The 15620-nt window shown below is 68.2% G+C and carries 12 protein-coding genes; 10 read left to right on the plus strand and 2 right to left on the minus strand.

Annotated features, from left to right (window positions below; all coding sequences use genetic code 11):
- Positions 1-2 precede the first annotated feature (2 nt).
- Together urtE and ACSFCA_RS22225 are read left to right on the plus strand one after the other, a co-directional pair.
- Positions 3-695 (plus strand): urea ABC transporter ATP-binding subunit UrtE, encoded by a 693-nt coding sequence (gene urtE / locus ACSFCA_RS22220; protein ID WP_435461204.1) that lies wholly within the window; start codon positions 3-5, stop codon positions 693-695.
- 132 nt (positions 696-827) lie between these two features.
- Positions 828-2075 carry an MFS transporter gene (locus tag ACSFCA_RS22225; RefSeq protein ID WP_435461205.1) on the plus strand — a complete coding sequence of 416 codons (1248 nt, stop codon included), beginning with the start codon at positions 828-830 and terminating at the stop codon, positions 2073-2075.
- Here ACSFCA_RS22225 and ACSFCA_RS22230 read toward each other — a convergent pair.
- Complete coding sequence (locus tag ACSFCA_RS22230) at positions 2065-2745, minus strand: anti-sigma factor family protein (protein ID WP_435461206.1); 681 nt, start codon at positions 2743-2745, stop codon at positions 2065-2067. The genes ACSFCA_RS22225 and ACSFCA_RS22230 overlap by 11 nt on opposite strands.
- Positions 2732-3304: a sigma-70 family RNA polymerase sigma factor gene (locus ACSFCA_RS22235; RefSeq protein ID WP_435461207.1), complete on the minus strand. Its 573-nt coding sequence runs from the start codon at positions 3302-3304 to the stop codon at positions 2732-2734. Before ACSFCA_RS22235 ends, ACSFCA_RS22230 begins: the two co-directional genes overlap by 14 nt.
- A 167-nt stretch (positions 3305-3471) precedes the next feature.
- Between ACSFCA_RS22235 and ACSFCA_RS22240 the strand changes: the two genes are divergently transcribed.
- The 8 genes from ACSFCA_RS22240 to ACSFCA_RS22275 all read left to right on the plus strand — a co-directional run bounded on the left by ACSFCA_RS22240 (position 3472) and on the right by ACSFCA_RS22275 (position 15602).
- Positions 3472-4728 carry a YVTN family beta-propeller repeat protein gene (locus ACSFCA_RS22240; protein ID WP_435461208.1) on the plus strand — a complete coding sequence of 419 codons (1257 nt, stop codon included), beginning with the start codon at positions 3472-3474 and terminating at the stop codon, positions 4726-4728.
- Positions 4729-4803: 75 nt separating this feature from the next.
- Positions 4804-6360: an alkaline phosphatase D family protein gene (locus ACSFCA_RS22245; RefSeq protein WP_435461209.1), complete on the plus strand. Its 1557-nt coding sequence runs from the start codon at positions 4804-4806 to the stop codon at positions 6358-6360.
- 82 nt (positions 6361-6442) lie between these two features.
- Positions 6443-7453, plus strand: a complete 1011-nt coding sequence (locus ACSFCA_RS22250; RefSeq protein ID WP_093058623.1) for an aldo/keto reductase — start codon at positions 6443-6445, stop codon at positions 7451-7453.
- Positions 7454-7527: 74 nt separating this feature from the next.
- The gene (locus ACSFCA_RS22255; RefSeq protein ID WP_435461210.1) at positions 7528-9033 is read left to right on the plus strand and encodes an efflux transporter outer membrane subunit; all 1506 of its coding nucleotides are present in this window, start codon (positions 7528-7530) and stop codon (positions 9031-9033) included.
- A 4-nt stretch (positions 9034-9037) separates the two neighbouring features.
- Complete coding sequence (locus ACSFCA_RS22260) at positions 9038-10267, plus strand: efflux RND transporter periplasmic adaptor subunit (RefSeq protein ID WP_435461211.1); 1230 nt, start codon at positions 9038-9040, stop codon at positions 10265-10267.
- Positions 10264-13434: an efflux RND transporter permease subunit gene (locus tag ACSFCA_RS22265; protein ID WP_435461212.1), complete on the plus strand. Its 3171-nt coding sequence runs from the start codon at positions 10264-10266 to the stop codon at positions 13432-13434. The genes ACSFCA_RS22260 and ACSFCA_RS22265 overlap by 4 nt, the downstream gene beginning before the upstream one ends.
- A 51-nt stretch (positions 13435-13485) precedes the next feature.
- Positions 13486-14205 (plus strand): heavy metal response regulator transcription factor, encoded by a 720-nt coding sequence (locus tag ACSFCA_RS22270; RefSeq protein WP_435461213.1) that lies wholly within the window; start codon positions 13486-13488, stop codon positions 14203-14205.
- Entirely contained in the window at positions 14202-15602 is a 1401-nt protein-coding gene (locus ACSFCA_RS22275) for a heavy metal sensor histidine kinase (RefSeq protein WP_258353450.1), read from the plus strand. The genes ACSFCA_RS22270 and ACSFCA_RS22275 overlap by 4 nt, the downstream gene beginning before the upstream one ends.
- The last annotated feature ends 18 nt before the right edge of the window (positions 15603-15620 follow it).

A 15620-nucleotide genomic window follows, 5' to 3' on the forward strand; every position in this document is an offset into this window, starting at 1 on the left:
CCATGCTGACAGTCAAGAACATCCACCAGTACTACGGCGGCTCCCACATCCTCAGAGACGTGAGCTTCGAGGCAACGCTCGGCAAGGTCACGGTATTGCTGGGCCGTAACGGCGTAGGCAAGACCACGCTGCTGAAGTCGCTCATGGGCCTGGTGCCCATCAAGAGCGGCAGCATCGAACTCGAAGGCAAGCCCATCCACAAGGCCACGCCTTACGACAGGGCAAGAGCCGGCATCGGCTTCGTCCCGCAGGGCCGCGAGATCTTCGCGCGGCTCACGGTCGAAGAAAACCTGCGCATGGGCCTGGCCTACAAGAGCGGCAGCACACCCATTCCGTCGGAGCTGTTCGACCTGTTCCCCGTGCTCAAGCAAATGATCAACAGAAGAGGTGGCGACCTCTCCGGCGGGCAGCAGCAGCAGCTTGCGATCGCCCGGGCCCTTGCGCCCAAGCCCAAGCTGCTGATCCTCGACGAGCCTACCGAGGGCATCCAGCCCAGCATCATCAAGGACATCGGCCGCGTCATCCGCATGCTGGCCGACCGCGGCAACATGGCCATCGTGCTGTGCGAGCAGTACTACGACTTCGCCCAGGAACTGGCCGACGACTACCTCGTGATGGAGCGCGGCGAAGTCATTGCCCGCGGCCTCGGCAAGGACATGGAAGCCCAGGGCGTGCGGCAGCTCGTCGCCATCTGAACCCCTGGGGCAGGGCTTCGAAGCCCTGCCAGTACAAGGCCTTGGGCAACTGCGTATCGGCAGAAATTCAGGGTTTACCCTAAAATCCGGCTTCTGCCCGCGGCCGCCGGGCACCTTCCCAGGAGCCTGGCCTTGAACGCCTCCCCACCCGCGCTGGACAGCGCGGACACCGACATTTCCGTTTCTTCTTCTCCCGCCGCGCCCGTCAACTTCCTGCGCGCGGTGCTCGCACTTGGCGTCGGCGGCTTTGCCATCGGCACCGGCGAATTCGTCATCATGGGCCTGCTGCCCGAGGTGGCGAAGGACATCGACGTCAGCATCCCCCAGGCCGGCCACGTCATCAGCGCCTACGCGCTCGGCGTGGTCATCGGCGCGCCCGTGCTCGCTGTGCTCGCTGCAGGCTGGCGCCGCCGCGCGCTGCTGATCGCGCTCATGGCCGTGTTCGCGGCCGGCAACTTCGCCAGTGCCGCAGCCCCCAACTACGTGCTGCTGAACCTGCTGCGCTTTGCCACCGGCCTGCCGCATGGCACCTACTTCGGCGTGGCCGCGCTCGTGGCCGCCACGCTTGCGCCGCCGGGGCGCCGCGCGCGGGCCGTGGGGCTTGTCATGCTGGGGCTCACCGGCGCCACGCTGGTCGGCGTGCCCATCGCCGCCTGGCTGGGCCAGATCTTCGGCTGGCGCGCTGCCTTCGTGTTCGTCGGCGTGATCGCGCTGGTGGCTATCGCATTGCTGCGCCGCGACATCCCCGACCTCGCAGCGCCCGCAGGCGCCAGCCCGTGGCGCGAACTCGGCGCGCTCAAGCGCAAGCAGGTGTGGTTCACGCTCGGCATCGGTGCCATCGGCTTCGGCGGCATGTTCTCGGTGTTCAGCTACATCAAGCCCACGCTCATCGAAGTGGCCGGCATGCCCATGGGCGGCGTGCCCTTCGTGCTGGCGCTGTTCGGCCTGGGCATGGTCACCGGCAACCTCGTGGGGTCGCGCCTGGCCGACAAGTCGCTCATGCGCACCATCGGCGGCCTGCTGGTCTACGCGGCGCTGGTGCTTGCGATGTTCACCTTCGCGGCGCACAACGTCTTTACCGCGGCGTTCAACGTGTTCCTCATCGGCACCACCGTGGCCATCGGCCCGGCGCTGCAGATCCGCCTGATGGACGTGGCCGGCGATGCGCAGACGCTCGCCGCCGCGCTCAACCACTCGGCCTTCAACATGGCCAACGCGCTCGGTGCGTGGCTCGGTGGCGTGGCCATTGCCGCGGGTCTGGGCTGGACCTCGACCGGCTGGGTCGGCGCCTTGCTGGCGCTGGCGGGCATGGGCGTGTTCGGCTGGGCGATCGCAAGCGCGCGCGCCGAAGCGCGCCGGCCCGAAACGGTTACTTGCTGAGGGCCGTCGCGCCCTCGGGCGTGCCGCGTTCGCGCAGCAGCGACGCGAAGCGGCGAAGCTCCGCCGCATTCAGGTCCGACACTGCCCACGCCTGCATGCCGCCCTGGGCCCAGCGCGCCAGCTGGTAGCCCTGGCGCGTGGAGAACACCGGGCCCTGTGCCTTCGCATCAGCCGCCGGCCAGACGAACACATTGATCACATGCGGCCCCGAGCGATACACCAGCGCCGCAACCGTGCGCCCATCGAGGTAGTCGAGCCGCCCGCCCGTCAACGGAAAGCCTTCCGCAGCCAGGTCGATCACCGGCGGTGAAAAGTCGAGTTTGCCGGCGAACCACGGCTTCACCGTGTGCTGGTCGGACGAAGCCACGTCGGCCAGGTGCGAGGCCATCAGCGAGCGCACGTGGTTGGCGGTGACGGCCTCGGCGAGCGCGTCCTGCGGCGGCACCGGCGTCGCGAGCAGCATCAGCGCAAGGCCCCAGGCCGTTGCCGCGCCCGTGCCGAACCACGCCAGGCACTGCCACAGGCTACGGCGAGGCCGCACCGGCGCGGGTGCGACCACCGCTTCGGTGCGCACCGCCTGTCCGATGCGCTCGGCCAGCCCATCCGGCGGCGTGTGCCGCACCGCGTGACGCCGGATCAGCGTTCCCAGTTCTTCTTCAGACATTGACATGGTGGATCTTTCCTCCAGCGTCGCCAGCGGGCCGTTCGTCGCGCAGGCTGTCGCGCAGCAAGGCCCGCGCGCGCGACAGCCGCGACATCACCGTGCCCAGCGGCACGCCGGCGATGCGCGCGATGTCCTCGTAGCGCATCTCTTCGAGTTCGCGCAGCACGATCACTTCACGGTACACCGGCGGCAGCGCGTCGATGGCGGCATTGATGCGCTCGCCCTGTGCGCGCTGCTCCCATTGCCGGGCCGGATCGCCTGCCTGCGTTGAAGAGTGGCCCTCCACGGCCTCGCTGTCGCGCATCTCGTCGAACTCGACCTGATCGGCCAACTGCCGGTTCTGCCGCATCCAGTCGTAGCAGGCATTGCGCACGATGCCCAGCAGCCATGGCCGCGCGCTCTCGCCGCGCAGCCCGTCGAAAAACCGGAACGCACGCAGGTACGCCTCCTGCACCGCATCGTCGGCCAGTTGGTCGTCGCGCAACAACCAGCGCGCAAGATTCCACGCCGCATCGAGATGCGGCAACGCTGCGGCTTCGAACTGGCGTGTGCGATCGGTCGTCAACAGGCTCAATGGACTCCTTCTTCCTGCATGACGGAGTGGCCTGGCGCCTTATTCCATCTTCTCCATCTTTTTTTCAACGACCCACGTGGAATAAGCAGGGCACGCCATGCGTCATGCCCTGTGCGGATTCTGCTTGCTTCCGTTCAATTCCCCAGGAGGTTTTCACCATGCTCGCCATTCCCGGTTTCGCACGCATCCTCGTACTGCTCTCGGCCCTGGCCGCCTCGGCCGCTCCAGCCCTGGCCGCAGGGCCCAAGGCCTACGTCGGCAACTTCAAGGACAGCACCGTCAGCGTGATCGACACCGGTACCGAGCGCGTCGTCGCCACCGTGCCGGTGGCGGCCGGGCCGGACGGCATCATGGTCGCGCCGGGCGGGCGAAGCGTGTTCGTCAGCGGCTCCAGTGCTTCGACCGTGAGCGAGATCGACGCTTCAACTGACCGCGTTGCGCGCAACATCGACGTCGGCAAAGGCCCGCAAGGTTTGGCCATGACGGCGGACGGCAAGTGGCTGCTGGTGGCCGTCAACGGTGACGACCGCGTGGCCTTCGTCGACACCACGGCCCACGGCGTGAGCGCCACCGTGCCGGTGCCCAAGCCGCACACCATCGCCATCCGGCCCGACGGGCGTCAGGCCTACGTCGCGTCGCAGGAGCCCGGCCATTTCGCGCTGGTCGTGATCGACATGGCTACCCGCAGCGTGGTCACCGAGATCCCGCTAGACAAGCCACCGCGCGACCTGGAGTTCGGCCACGACGGCAAGGCGCTTTACCTCACGCTGGCCGGCGTGCCCGCGGTGCAGGTGCTCGACCCCGCCACCAACCAGTGGAGCGCGCCGGTTCCCACGGGCATGTCGCCGCACATCGCCCAGCACTTCGCCGGAATGGCCAGCGGCGTGGTGGTGGTGCAGGGCCCGGGCGAAGTCATGCTGTTCGACCCGGCCACGCGCGCTGCGGTGCGCAGCATCGGCGTGGGCAAGCAGCCGCACTGGCTCGATCTGTCGGCGGACGGCAAGAAGCTGTGGGTCAGCAACGAAGGCTCGAACGATGTCAGCGTGGTCGATCTCGCGGGCGGACCGGTGCACACGGTGGCGGTGGGCAATGCGCCGCGCAAGGTCGCGGTGCAGCGCGTCGCGGCGACCGAGGCCGCGCACGCCGGTGGCTCCAGCCACGTGGCGATCCGCAACTTCGCCTTCGAGCCCGCGCAGATCACCGTCAAGGCCGGCGAGCGCGTGACCTGGCAGAACGACGACGGCGCGCCGCACGGCGTGGTCTTCAAGGACGGTTCGACGGGCATCGACCTGCTGCTGCCCGGCAAGGCTTTCGTCCGCAGCTTCGACAAGCCGGGCGTGTACGACTACGTCTGTTCGGTGCACCCGTACATGACGGCGCGGGTCACCGTGGTGGCGGCGCAGCCCAGGTCGTGACCGGCTTCCCGATTGACAGGAGCGAGTGAACCGGACGACATTGCGGCGGATGATCAATGCAGATACCGCGTGTAGATGACGGTGGAAAAACTCTCGCGCCGACGCCTGCTGTGCAGCGGGCTGGCGGCCGCTTCGCTGGGCCACCCCTTCCTCAGGCTGAATGCCCAACAACCGGCGTCGCGCGAGTTGTTGTTCACGCTGGGCGTGGCCTCGGGCACACCACGCCCCGACGGCTTCGTGCTCTGGACGAGGCTGGCGCCCGAGCCCTTGCAAGGCGGCGGCATGGGCGATGCGCCGGTCGAGGTGCGCTGGGAGGTCGCGGACGACGACAGCTTCAGACGCGTCGTGGCCAAGGGCGCGGCCACCGCGACGGCTGAACTCGCGCATTCGGTGCACGTCGAGGTGCAAGGCCTGTCGCCGGGCCGCCCGTACTGGTACCGCTTCACGGCCGGCGGCGCGCGCAGCCCCGTCGGCCGCACGCGCACCGCACCTGCCGACACCGACGAAGCCTCGCAACCACTGCGCTTCGCGTTCGCGTCCTGCCAGCACTACGAACAGGGCTACTACGCCGCCTACCGCGACATGGCTGCGCAGCCGCTCGACTTTGTCGTGCACCTGGGCGACTACATCTACGAGAGCTCCCGTACTTCGCATCAGGTGCGGCGTCACGAGGGCGGCATCCCCACGCAACTGGCCCAGTTCCGCGACCGCTACGCGCTCTACAAGACCGACCCGCAGCTGCAGGCCGCACACGCCGCCTTCCCCTGGCTCGTGACCTGGGACGACCACGAGGTGGCCAACGACTACACGAACGACGTGTCGCCGCGCACCATCGATCCTGCGCAGTTCCTCGCGATCCGCGCGGCTGCCTACCAGGCCTGGTACGAGCACATGCCCGTGCCCGCCAGCATGCGCCCGCGCGGCGCCGATGCCACCATCTACGGCCGCCATCGCTTCGGTCGCATGCTCGACGTGCTGTTGACCGATGGGCGCCAGTACCGCTCGCACCACGCCTGCCTCGCGGGCCGCAGCGCCTCGCCGCTGGCCGACTGCCCTGACCGGCTCGCGCCCGAGCGCAGCTTCTTCGGCGCGGCGCAGGAGGCATGGCTCGCGCGCGAGCTTGCAGCGCCGCCCGCGCGCTGGACCGTGCTCGCGCAGCCCACGCTGCTCGCCGAGGCCGACCGCAAGCGCGGCCCCGAGCACGGCTACTGGATGGACGGCTGGGACGGTTACGCCGCGGCCCGCGCGCGCCTGCTCGACGGCCTGGCCGCGCACAAGTCGCGCGGCGGCAACGCGCTGGTCGTCAGCGGCGACGTGCACGCCTTCTGGGCCGCCGACCTGCGGCGCGAGGCGCAGCAAGGGCCGGTGGTGGCCACCGAGTTCGTCGGCGGCGCCATTACCTCCGAAGGGCCGGGCGCCGCCAGCGTGGCGAACATGCTCGCGAAGAACCCGCACCTGCGCTACGGCCGGGCCGACAAGCGCGGCTATGCGCTGATGACGCTCGACGCGCGCGGCTGCGCGGTCGAGTTCCGCGCGGTGGACGACGAGAAGGCGGCCGATTCGCCGGTCGACCCCATGGCCCGCTTCTCGGTCGAGCACGGCGCGCCCGGCGTGCACGCCGAAAGCACCTGAAACGGCCACCCGCCTGCAGGATTGCGCGGCCGTGTCTATGATGGCCGCCGCCCTTTCCTCACCCTCGCAGAGCGAAAACACCATGAGCATTCCCACCACCCGTCTCGGCCGCACGGGCCTCACCGTGTCGCGCCTCGCCCTCGGCACCATGACCTTCGGCCTGCAGACCGACGAGACGGTGTCGCACCAGATCCTCGACAAGGCTGCCGAAGGCGGCATCAACTTCCTCGACACCGCCGACGTGTACCCGCTCGGCGGCACCGTCGAAACCACCGGCCGTACTGAGGAAATCATCGGCCGCTGGCTGCAGAAGCAGGGCCCCACGGGCCGCCGCCGTTTCGTCGTCGCCACCAAGGCGGTCGGCAAGGTCGGCCCCAACAGCTGGGACCAGGGCGCGTCGCGCAAGCACCTGCTGGACGCCATCGACGCCTCGCTCAAGCGGCTGCAGACCGACCACGTCGATCTGTACCAGCTGCACAGCGACGACCGCGAGACGCCGCTCGAAGAAAGCCTGGAGGCGCTCGACGTCATCGTGAAGTCGGGGCGCGCGCGCTACATCGGCGTGTCGAACTTCCTGGCCTACCGCCTGGCGCGCGCGCTGGGCAAGGCCGAGCTGCACAAGCTCACGCGCTATGTGTCGGTGCAGCCGCGCTACAGCCTGCTGTTCCGCGAGATCGAACGCGAGCTGCTGCCGCTGGTTGGCGAGGAAGGGCTGGGCGTGATTCCCTACAACCCGCTGGCAGGCGGCTTGCTGACGGGCAAGTACAAGCCGGGAGCGAAGCCGGAAGAGAACACCCGCTTCACGCTCGGCACCGCGGGCAACATGTACCAGGACCGCTACTGGAACGAGCGCAGCTTCAACACTGTGACGCAGCTGCACAAGCTGGCGGACGAGGCCGGTGTTCCGCTGGCGACATTGGCCGTGGCGTGGGTGATGGCGAATCCGCTGATCACCGCGCCGCTGCTCGGCGCGAGCCGGCCCGACCAGCTCGACGCGACGCTGGCCGCCGCCGAATACAAGCTTGATCCGGCGCTGAAGCAGAAGCTCGACGAGCTGACCGCCGAGTACCGCAAGGGCGACGCCCCGCGCTGACAACCTGAAACTGTCAGAACTGTCAGTTAACCGACAGCGAGGGGTTTGATGAGGGTGCCTAGAGTGCCCTCATCATGGTTCTTCCCGACGTACCTCCTCTCTCGCGCGCGGCCCTCGCGCTGGCCGTCCTGGTCCTCGCAGGCTGCGCTGTCGGCCCCGACTACGTCCGCCCGCAGATGGACGTGCCGGTCGCCTACAAGGAAACCGGCGGCCCCTGGAAAACCGCCGCCCCGCAGACCATCGACGCCAGCCACCCCTGGTGGGACGCCTACGGCGACAGCACCCTCGGCGCGCTGATCGTGCAGGCCAACACGGCCAACCAGAACATCCGCGTCGCCGAGGCCCAGTACCGCGAGGCGCAGGCCATCACCGCGGCAGCGCGCGCCAACTTCTTCCCGACCGTCGGCATCAACGCCGGTGCCACCCGTGCGCAGTCGAACAGCACCGGCACCGTCAAGCTAGGCACTACCGACACCCTCGGCCTCGCTGCAAGCTGGGAGCCCGACATCTGGGGCGCGGTGCGCCGCTCGGTCGAGGCCGGCAGCGCGAGCGAACAGGCCAGCGCCGACGACCTGGCCGGCGCGCGGCTCAGCATCCAGACCACGCTCGCGCAAGACTATTTGCAGATCCGCGTGATCGACCTGCAACGCGACCTGTACGCCAGCACCACCACCGCCTACGCCAAGGCGCTCGAACTCACGCAGCACCAGTACGCGGCCGGCACCGTGCTGCGCTCCGACGTGGCACTGGCTGAGAGCCAGCTCAAGACGGCGCAGGCCCAGGCCGTGGACCTCGACGCCCAGCGCGCCCTGCTTGAACACGCCATCGCGGTGCTGACGGGGCAGGCGCCTGCGTCGTTCTCGCTGCCGCCGCTCGAATCGGCGTCGCAGGCGCCCACGGCCGAAACATTTTCTTCAGCCGCTGCATTGCGCGTGCAGCTCCCGGTCACGCCAACGGGCCTGCCTTCTGAATTGCTCGAACGCCGCCCCGACATCGCCGGCGCCGAGCGCCGCGTGCAGGCAGCGAACGCCAACATCGGCGTGGCCAAGGCCGCGTACTTCCCGCAGATCGTGCTCAGCGCCAGCGGCGGCTTCAGCGCTGCCAGCCTGTCCACGCTCTTCAACACGCCCAGCCGCGTGTGGTCGCTGGGCGCGGCGCTGGCGCAGACCGTGTTCGACGGCGGCTTGCGCAAGGCGCACACCGACCAGGCCGTGGCCACCTACGACGCCTCGGTCGCGCAATACAAGCAGACCGTGCTCGGCGGCTTCCAGCAGGTGGAAGACAACCTTGCCACCCTGCGCGTGCTCGACAACGAATCCGCCCTGCAGGCCGATGCCGTGCGCGCCGCGCAACTCGCCGAGCGCCTGGCCCTGAGCCAGTACCGCGCCGGCACTGCCACCTATCTCAGCGTGGTGACGGCGCAGACGCTCTCGCTCACCAACCAGCGCACCGCCGCGCAGGTGCTCGGCCGCCAGCTGGCTGCCAGCGTCTCGCTGATCGCGGCCACGGGCGGCGGCTGGAACGCCGCCGATGCCGTTGCCGCCACTGCAGATGCCGCACAAAAGACTTCCGGAAATTGACGCCATGACGACGACCGCAGACACCACCACAACGCACCCCCTGTTTCAACGCCGCTCCACCTGGCTCGCGGCCGCCACGCTCGTGGTCGTGCTGGGCGGCGGCGCCTGGGCGCTCACCCACCACGCGGCCAACGCAGCCAAGCCCGATGCGCCCAAGACTCCGCCGGTGCAGGTGACCACCGCACGCGTCACGCCGCAGACCGTGCAGGTCTACCGCTCGGGCATCGGCACGGTCGCCTCGATGGCCACCGTCACCGTCAAGGCGCGCATCGACGGTCAGCTCGACAAGGTCGGCTTCGTCGAAGGGCAGGACGTGAAGGCCGGCCAGTTGCTCGCGCAGCTCGATCCGCGCACGCTGCAGGCCCAGCTCGCGCAGGCGCAGGCCACCAGGGCCAAGGACCAGGCCACGCTCGTCAATGCGCGCGCCGACCTCAAGCGCTACACCACGCTGCTCTCGCAAGACGCCGCCACGCAGCAGCAGGTCGATACGCAGAAGGCTCTCGTCAACCAGCTCGAAGCCACCGTGCAGAACGACGCCGCGCAGGTGCAATACGCCGAGGTGCAGCTGAGCTTCACGCGCATCTCGTCGCCCATGAACGGCCGCGTCGGCGCGCGGCTGGTGGACCCGGGCAACATCGTCCACGCGACCGACACCAGCGGCCTCGTCGTCATCAACCAGATCGACCCCATTGCCGTGCAGTTCACGCTGCCTGAAGACGCGGTGCAGGACATCAACCGCGTGCAGCAGCAAAGCGCGCAGCCGCTCTCCGTGGTGGCCTTTGACCGCAGCGGCGCGCAGATGCTGGGCACCGGCAAGCTGATCTTGCTGAACAACCAGATCGACACCACCAGCGGCACCGTGCAGCTCAAGGGCAGCTTCGCCAACCCGCAGCACACGCTGTGGCCCGGCCAGTACGTCAACGTGCGGCTGCAGCTCGACCGCCGGCCCGACTCGCTCACCGTGCCCGCCGCCGCCATCCAGCGCGGACAGGACAACACCTACGTCTGGGTGGTCGACGCCGAGAACAAGGCCGAGAACGTGCCCGTGCACGTGGTGCAGATCGCCGACGGCACAGCAGTTGTCGACAAGGGCCTGACGGCCGGCCAGCGTGTGGTGGTCGATGGCCAGTACAAGCTCAAGCCCGGCGTCACCATCATCGAGCCGCCGCCCGCCGCGAAGAATGCAGATGGCAAAGATGGCGGCAAGAAGGCCGCCAGCGGGAGCAGCAATTGAGCATCTCCGCCGCATTCATCAAGCGCCCCATCGGCACCACGCTGCTGGCGCTGGCCATCCTGCTGGTCGGTGCGGCGGTGTTTCCGCTGCTGCCGGTGGCGCCGCTGCCGCAGGTCGACTTTCCGACCATCCAGGTCTCGGCCAGCTTGCCGGGCGCGAGTCCGGAGACCATGGCCTCCAACGTCGCGCAGCCGCTGGAGCGGCAGTTCTCGCTGATCGCGGGGCTGTCGCAGATGACGTCCACCAGCGGCCTGGGCTCCACGCAGATCACGCTGCAGTTCGACCTCGACCGCAGCATCGACGCCGCCGCGCTCGACGTGCAGGCCGCCATCAACGCATCAACCGGCCAGCTGCCCGCCAACCTGCCGAGCCCGCCCACCTTCCGCAAGGTGAACCCGGCCGACGCGCCCATCCTGATTCTCTCGGTGCAGTCGAAGACGCTGCCGCTCACCGAGGTGAACGACTACGCCGACAACATCCTCGCGCAGCAGATCTCGCAGATCTCCGGCGTGGGCCTGGTCAACATCGGCGGCGTGCAGAAGCCGGCCGTGCGCATCCAGGTCGACCCGGCCAAGCTCGCCGCGCTGGGCCTGAGCCTGGAAGACGTGCGCACCGTGCTTGCCTCGGCCACCGTCAATGCGCCCAAGGGCACCATCGACGGGCCGAACCAGAGCTTTACCGTCTACACCAACGACCAGCTGCTGAAGGCCCAACCGTGGAACGACGTGGTGCTGGCCTACCGCAACGGCGCGCCCATTCGCGTGCGCGACCTGGGCGTGGCGGTCGATGGCCCCGAGAACGCCAAGATCGCCGGCTGGGCCTACGCAGGCGCCGCCGCGCCCGAAGGCAGCAACGTGCAGAACGGCCGCTCCATCGTGCTCGCCATCACCAAGCAGCCCGGCGCCAACGTCATCGAAACGGTAGACCGCATCAATGCCGCGCTGCCGCGGCTGAAGGCGTCGATTCCGCCCACGGTGGACGTCAACGCCATCATCGACCGCACGCAGACCATCCGCGCCTCGGTGAAAGACGTGGAGTTCACGCTGCTGCTGACCATCGCGCTCGTGGTGGCCGTCATCTTCGTGTTCCTGCGCAATGTGCCGGCCACGCTCATTCCCAGCGTGACCGTGCCGCTCGCGCTGCTGGGCACGGTGGCCGTGATGTACCTGCTGGGCTACAGCCTCGACAACCTCTCGCTCATGGCGCTGACCATCGCGGTCGGCTTCGTGGTGGACGACGCCATCGTGATGCTCGAGAACATCTACCGCTACGTGGAAGAGGGCATGTCGGCCGTCGAGGCCGCCTACAAGGGCGCGAGCGAAATCGGCTTCACCATCATCTCGATCTCGGTGTCGCTGGTGGCGGTGTTCATTCCGCTGCTGCTCATGGGCGGCATCGTGGGGCGCCTCTTCCGCGAGTTTGCGGTGACGGTCACGCTCACCATCGTGGTGAGCGTGGTCATCTCGCTCACGCTCACGCCCATGCTGTGCTCTCGCTTCCTGAAGAACGAGCACGGCAACAAGCACGGGCGCCTGTACCAGCTGTTCGAGCGCGGCTTCGACGCCATGCTCAACGGCTACAAGCGCGGGCTGCACGTGGTGCTCGATCACCAGTTCATCACGCTGATGGTGTTCATTGCCACGGTGGCCGCCACCGGCGTGCTGTTCGCGATCATCCCGAAGGGCTTCTTCCCGCAGCAGGACACCGGCTTCATCTCGGGCTTTGCCGAATCGGCTCAAGACGCATCCTTCGCGTCGATGAACGCCCGCATGATCGAGCTGGCCGACGTGGTGCGCAAAGACCCTGACGTAACAGGCTTCGGCATGAACGGCAGTTCGTCCACCTACAACACCGGCAACTTCTTCATCAGCCTGAAGCCCAAGGACGAGGGCCGCACCGCCACCGCTGACGAGATCATCACGCGCCTGCGCCCGCAGCTCGCCAAGGTGCAGGGCGTGAACCTGTTCCTGCAGGCCGGGCAAGATATTCGCGTGGGCGGACGCGCCTCGCGCACGCAGTACCAATACACGGTGACCGACGCGAACCTCGACGAGCTCAACACCTGGGCACCCCAGTTGCTCGCGCGCTTCAAGCAGCTGCCCGAAATTACCGACCTGGCCTCCGACCAGCAGAACGCCGCGGCATCCGCCGTGCTCACCATCGACCGCGACCGTGCGTCGAGCTTCGGCATTTCTCCCGCCACCATCGACGCCACGCTGTACGACGCCATCGGCCAGCGCCAGGTGGCGCAGTACTTCACGCAGCTCAACAGCTACCACGTGGTGCTGGAGGTAACGCCCGAGCTGCAGCAGGACCCGGCGCTGTTCAGCAAGCTGTACCTCAACTCGCCGCTCACCGGCCAGCAGGTGCCGCTGTCGAGCTTCGTGAAGGTGGACACCAGCAAGACGGCCTACCTGTCGATCAGCCACCAGGGGCAGTTCCCGGCGGTGACCATCTCGTTCAACCTCGCGCCGGGCCATGCGCTGGGCGATGCGGTGAACGCCATCAACAAGGCACAGGCCGAGATGGGGCTGCCGCAGTCGCTCACCGGTTCGTTCCAGGGAACGGCGCAAGCCTTTCAAGATTCGCTGGCCTCGCAGCCTTACCTGATCGCGGCTGCGCTGGTGGCGGTGTACATCGTGCTGGGCCTGCTGTACGAGAGCTACATCCACCCGCTCACCATTCTGTCGACGCTGCCCTCGGCCGGCGTGGGTGCGTTGCTGATACTGATGGCGGGCGGCTACGACCTGAGCGTGATCGCGCTGATCGGCATCATCCTGCTGATCGGCATCGTGAAGAAAAACGGCATCATGATGATCGACTTTGCGCTCAAGGCCGAGCGCGAGCAGGGCATGTCGCCGCACGACGCCATCTACCAGGCCTGCCTGCTGCGCTTCCGCCCGATCATGATGACCACCATGTGCGCGCTGCTCTCGGGTCTGCCGCTAATGCTGGGCCACGGTTCGGGCTCGGAGCTGCGCCGGCCGCTGGGCTACGCGATGGTCGGCGGGCTGATACTCTCGCAGGCACTCACCCTGTTCACCACCCCGGTGGTCTACCTGTACCTCGACCGTGCCCACTACTGGTACATGAACCGCAAGGAAGCGCGCAAGGCCCGCAAGGCAGCGAAGGAAGGCAAGGCCCCGGTGCCGGCCGAGGCGCACTGATGAGCGCCGGCTGACACCACGGACAGGGACGGAGACAGAGACAAAAAAGCCATGAAGATCCTGATAGTCGAAGACGAGCTGAGAACCGCGGACTACCTCTCCAAGGGGTTGACCGAGCAGGGCTGCGCCGTCGACATGGCGCACAACGGCATCGACGGCCAGCACCTGGCGCTCACGCACGACTACGACGTGATCGTGCTCGACGTGATGTTGCCGGGGCAGGACGGCTTCTCGGTGCTGCGCGCGCTGCGTGCCGTCAAGCAGACGCCGGTCATCATGCTCACCGCGCGCGACAGCGTGGAAGACCGCATCAAGGGCCTGCACGAAGGCGCGGACGACTACCTCGTCAAGCCCTTCTCGTTTCTCGAGCTGCTGGCGCGGCTGCAGGCGCTGAACCGGCGTGGCCGCAAGCAGGAGCCGATGCAGCTGCGCATTGCCGACCTGCAGGTCGACCTGCTCGCGCGCAAGGCTTCTCGTGGCAGTGGTGGCGGCAACACGCGCATCGACCTCACGGCCAAGGAGTTTGCGCTGCTCGCTGTGCTGGCAAGGCGCCAGGGCGAAATTTTGTCGAAGACCGCCATCGCCGAGCTGGTGTGGGACATGAATTTCGACAGCAACACCAACGTGGTCGAGGTGGCCATCAAGCGGCTGCGCGACAAGATCGACGTGCCCTTCAGCCCCAAGCTGCTGCACACCATCCGCGGCATGGGCTACGTGATGGAAGTGCGCGACGGCGAGAACACCGCCGAAGGGGAGGGCGCCGCACCGTGAAGCGCTCGATCACCGCGCGGCTGGTCATCATGTTCGCCGCGGCGGCGCTCGCGACCTTTGCGCTGACCGGCTTTGCGCTGCACAGGGTGCTGATTCGCGAGCTGGACCGGCACCAGTACGAAGAGCTCGACACCACGCTCAAGAGCCTGCAGTTCTGGATCAAGGCCATCGACACCCCCGAGCGCTGGACCCGCGTGCAGGCGCGCATGGACGCGCTCACGCCAGAGGACGGCAGCGTGCGCTTCTGGGTGCTCAGCGACGATCCGCGCTTCCAGTACGGCAAGGGCCTGGCCGAAATCGACGGCCTCACGCGCGAGGCCAACGGCCACACCAGCAGCGTCGTGCTGCCGGGGCAGGAGAGGCCGTTTCGCACGCTGTCCGTGCACATCGAGCCCCACGCGCAGCGGCCGGCCGTGCGGCTGATCGTCGGGCGCAACACCGAGCCCTATGCGCGCACGCGCCAGACCTTTCTGACCGCGCTGGCCGCGCTCGGGCTGGGGTCGGCGCTGGTGGTGGCCATTGCCGGCTACTGGATCGCGCGCGTGGGCCTGCGGCCGCTGGAGCGGCTTTCGGCCGAGGCGCAGGCGCTGCGGCCCAAGACCTTGTCGCAGCGGCTGCAGTCGGGGGGAGCCCTGCCGGTCGAGCTCTCGGCGCTGGCCGAGGCCTTCAACGGCGCGCTGAACCGGCTCGAAGAGGCCTACGGCCAGCTCGAATCGTTCAACGCCGACGTGGCGCACGAGCTGCGCACGCCGCTGGCCAACCTCATCGGCAGCACGCAGGTGGCGCTGTCGCGCCAGCGCAGCGCGGGCGAGTTTCAAGAAGTGCTGCAGGCCAACCTCGAAGACCTGGAGCGGGTGCGCTCCATCGTCAACGACATGCTGTTCCTCGCGCGCGCCGACCGCGGCGAAGTGGCGACCGGGCTGGTGCTCACGCCCGTGGCGCAGGAAGTGCGCAAGACCATCGAGTTCTTCGAGTTCGTGCTCGACGAGACGCGTGCGCAGGTCGCCATCGAGGGCGACGTGCTGGCCGAGGCGCGGCTCGAAAGCGCGCTGTTTCGCCGCGCCATGTCGAACCTGCTGCAGAACGCCATCGAGCATTCGAAGCCCGGCGCGCAGATTGCCGTGACGCTGCGCGAAGAGGCCGTCTCGACGTGGATCACCGTGTCGAACCCCGGCGAGCCCATCGACGAGCAGCACTTGCAGCACCTGTTCGACCGGTTCTACCGAGTCGATGCCGCGCGCAACGACGGCGGCGAGCACCACGGCCACGGGCTGGGGCTGGCCATCGTGAAGGCGGTGGCGAGCATGCATGGGGGCCAGGTGAGCGCATCGAGCGAAGGCGGCCTGAACACCTTTGGTTTCAGCGTGGCGCGCCCTCCTGAAAAACTCGCTGGCTGAAGCCACCCGCCAATGGCC

This window comes from Variovorax multivorans (assembly GCF_051216835.1).
Classification (GTDB): domain Bacteria; phylum Pseudomonadota; class Gammaproteobacteria; order Burkholderiales; family Burkholderiaceae_C; genus Variovorax.

Coding starts and splice junctions, on each gene's coding strand:
- ACSFCA_RS22250 (WP_093058623.1), top strand. CDS start 6,443: ATGAGCATTCCCACCACCCGTCTCGGCCGCACGGGCCTCACCGTGTCG.
- urtE (WP_435461204.1), top strand. CDS start 3: ATGCTGACAGTCAAGAACATCCACCAGTACTACGGCGGCTCCCACATC.
- ACSFCA_RS22245 (WP_435461209.1), top strand. CDS start 4,804: ATGACGGTGGAAAAACTCTCGCGCCGACGCCTGCTGTGCAGCGGGCTG.
- ACSFCA_RS22270 (WP_435461213.1), top strand. CDS start 13,486: ATGAAGATCCTGATAGTCGAAGACGAGCTGAGAACCGCGGACTACCTC.
- ACSFCA_RS22255 (WP_435461210.1), top strand. CDS start 7,528: ATGGTTCTTCCCGACGTACCTCCTCTCTCGCGCGCGGCCCTCGCGCTG.
- ACSFCA_RS22230 (WP_435461206.1), bottom strand. CDS start 2,745: ATGTCAATGTCTGAAGAAGAACTGGGAACGCTGATCCGGCGTCACGCG.
- ACSFCA_RS22260 (WP_435461211.1), top strand. CDS start 9,038: ATGACGACGACCGCAGACACCACCACAACGCACCCCCTGTTTCAACGC.
- ACSFCA_RS22240 (WP_435461208.1), top strand. CDS start 3,472: ATGCTCGCCATTCCCGGTTTCGCACGCATCCTCGTACTGCTCTCGGCC.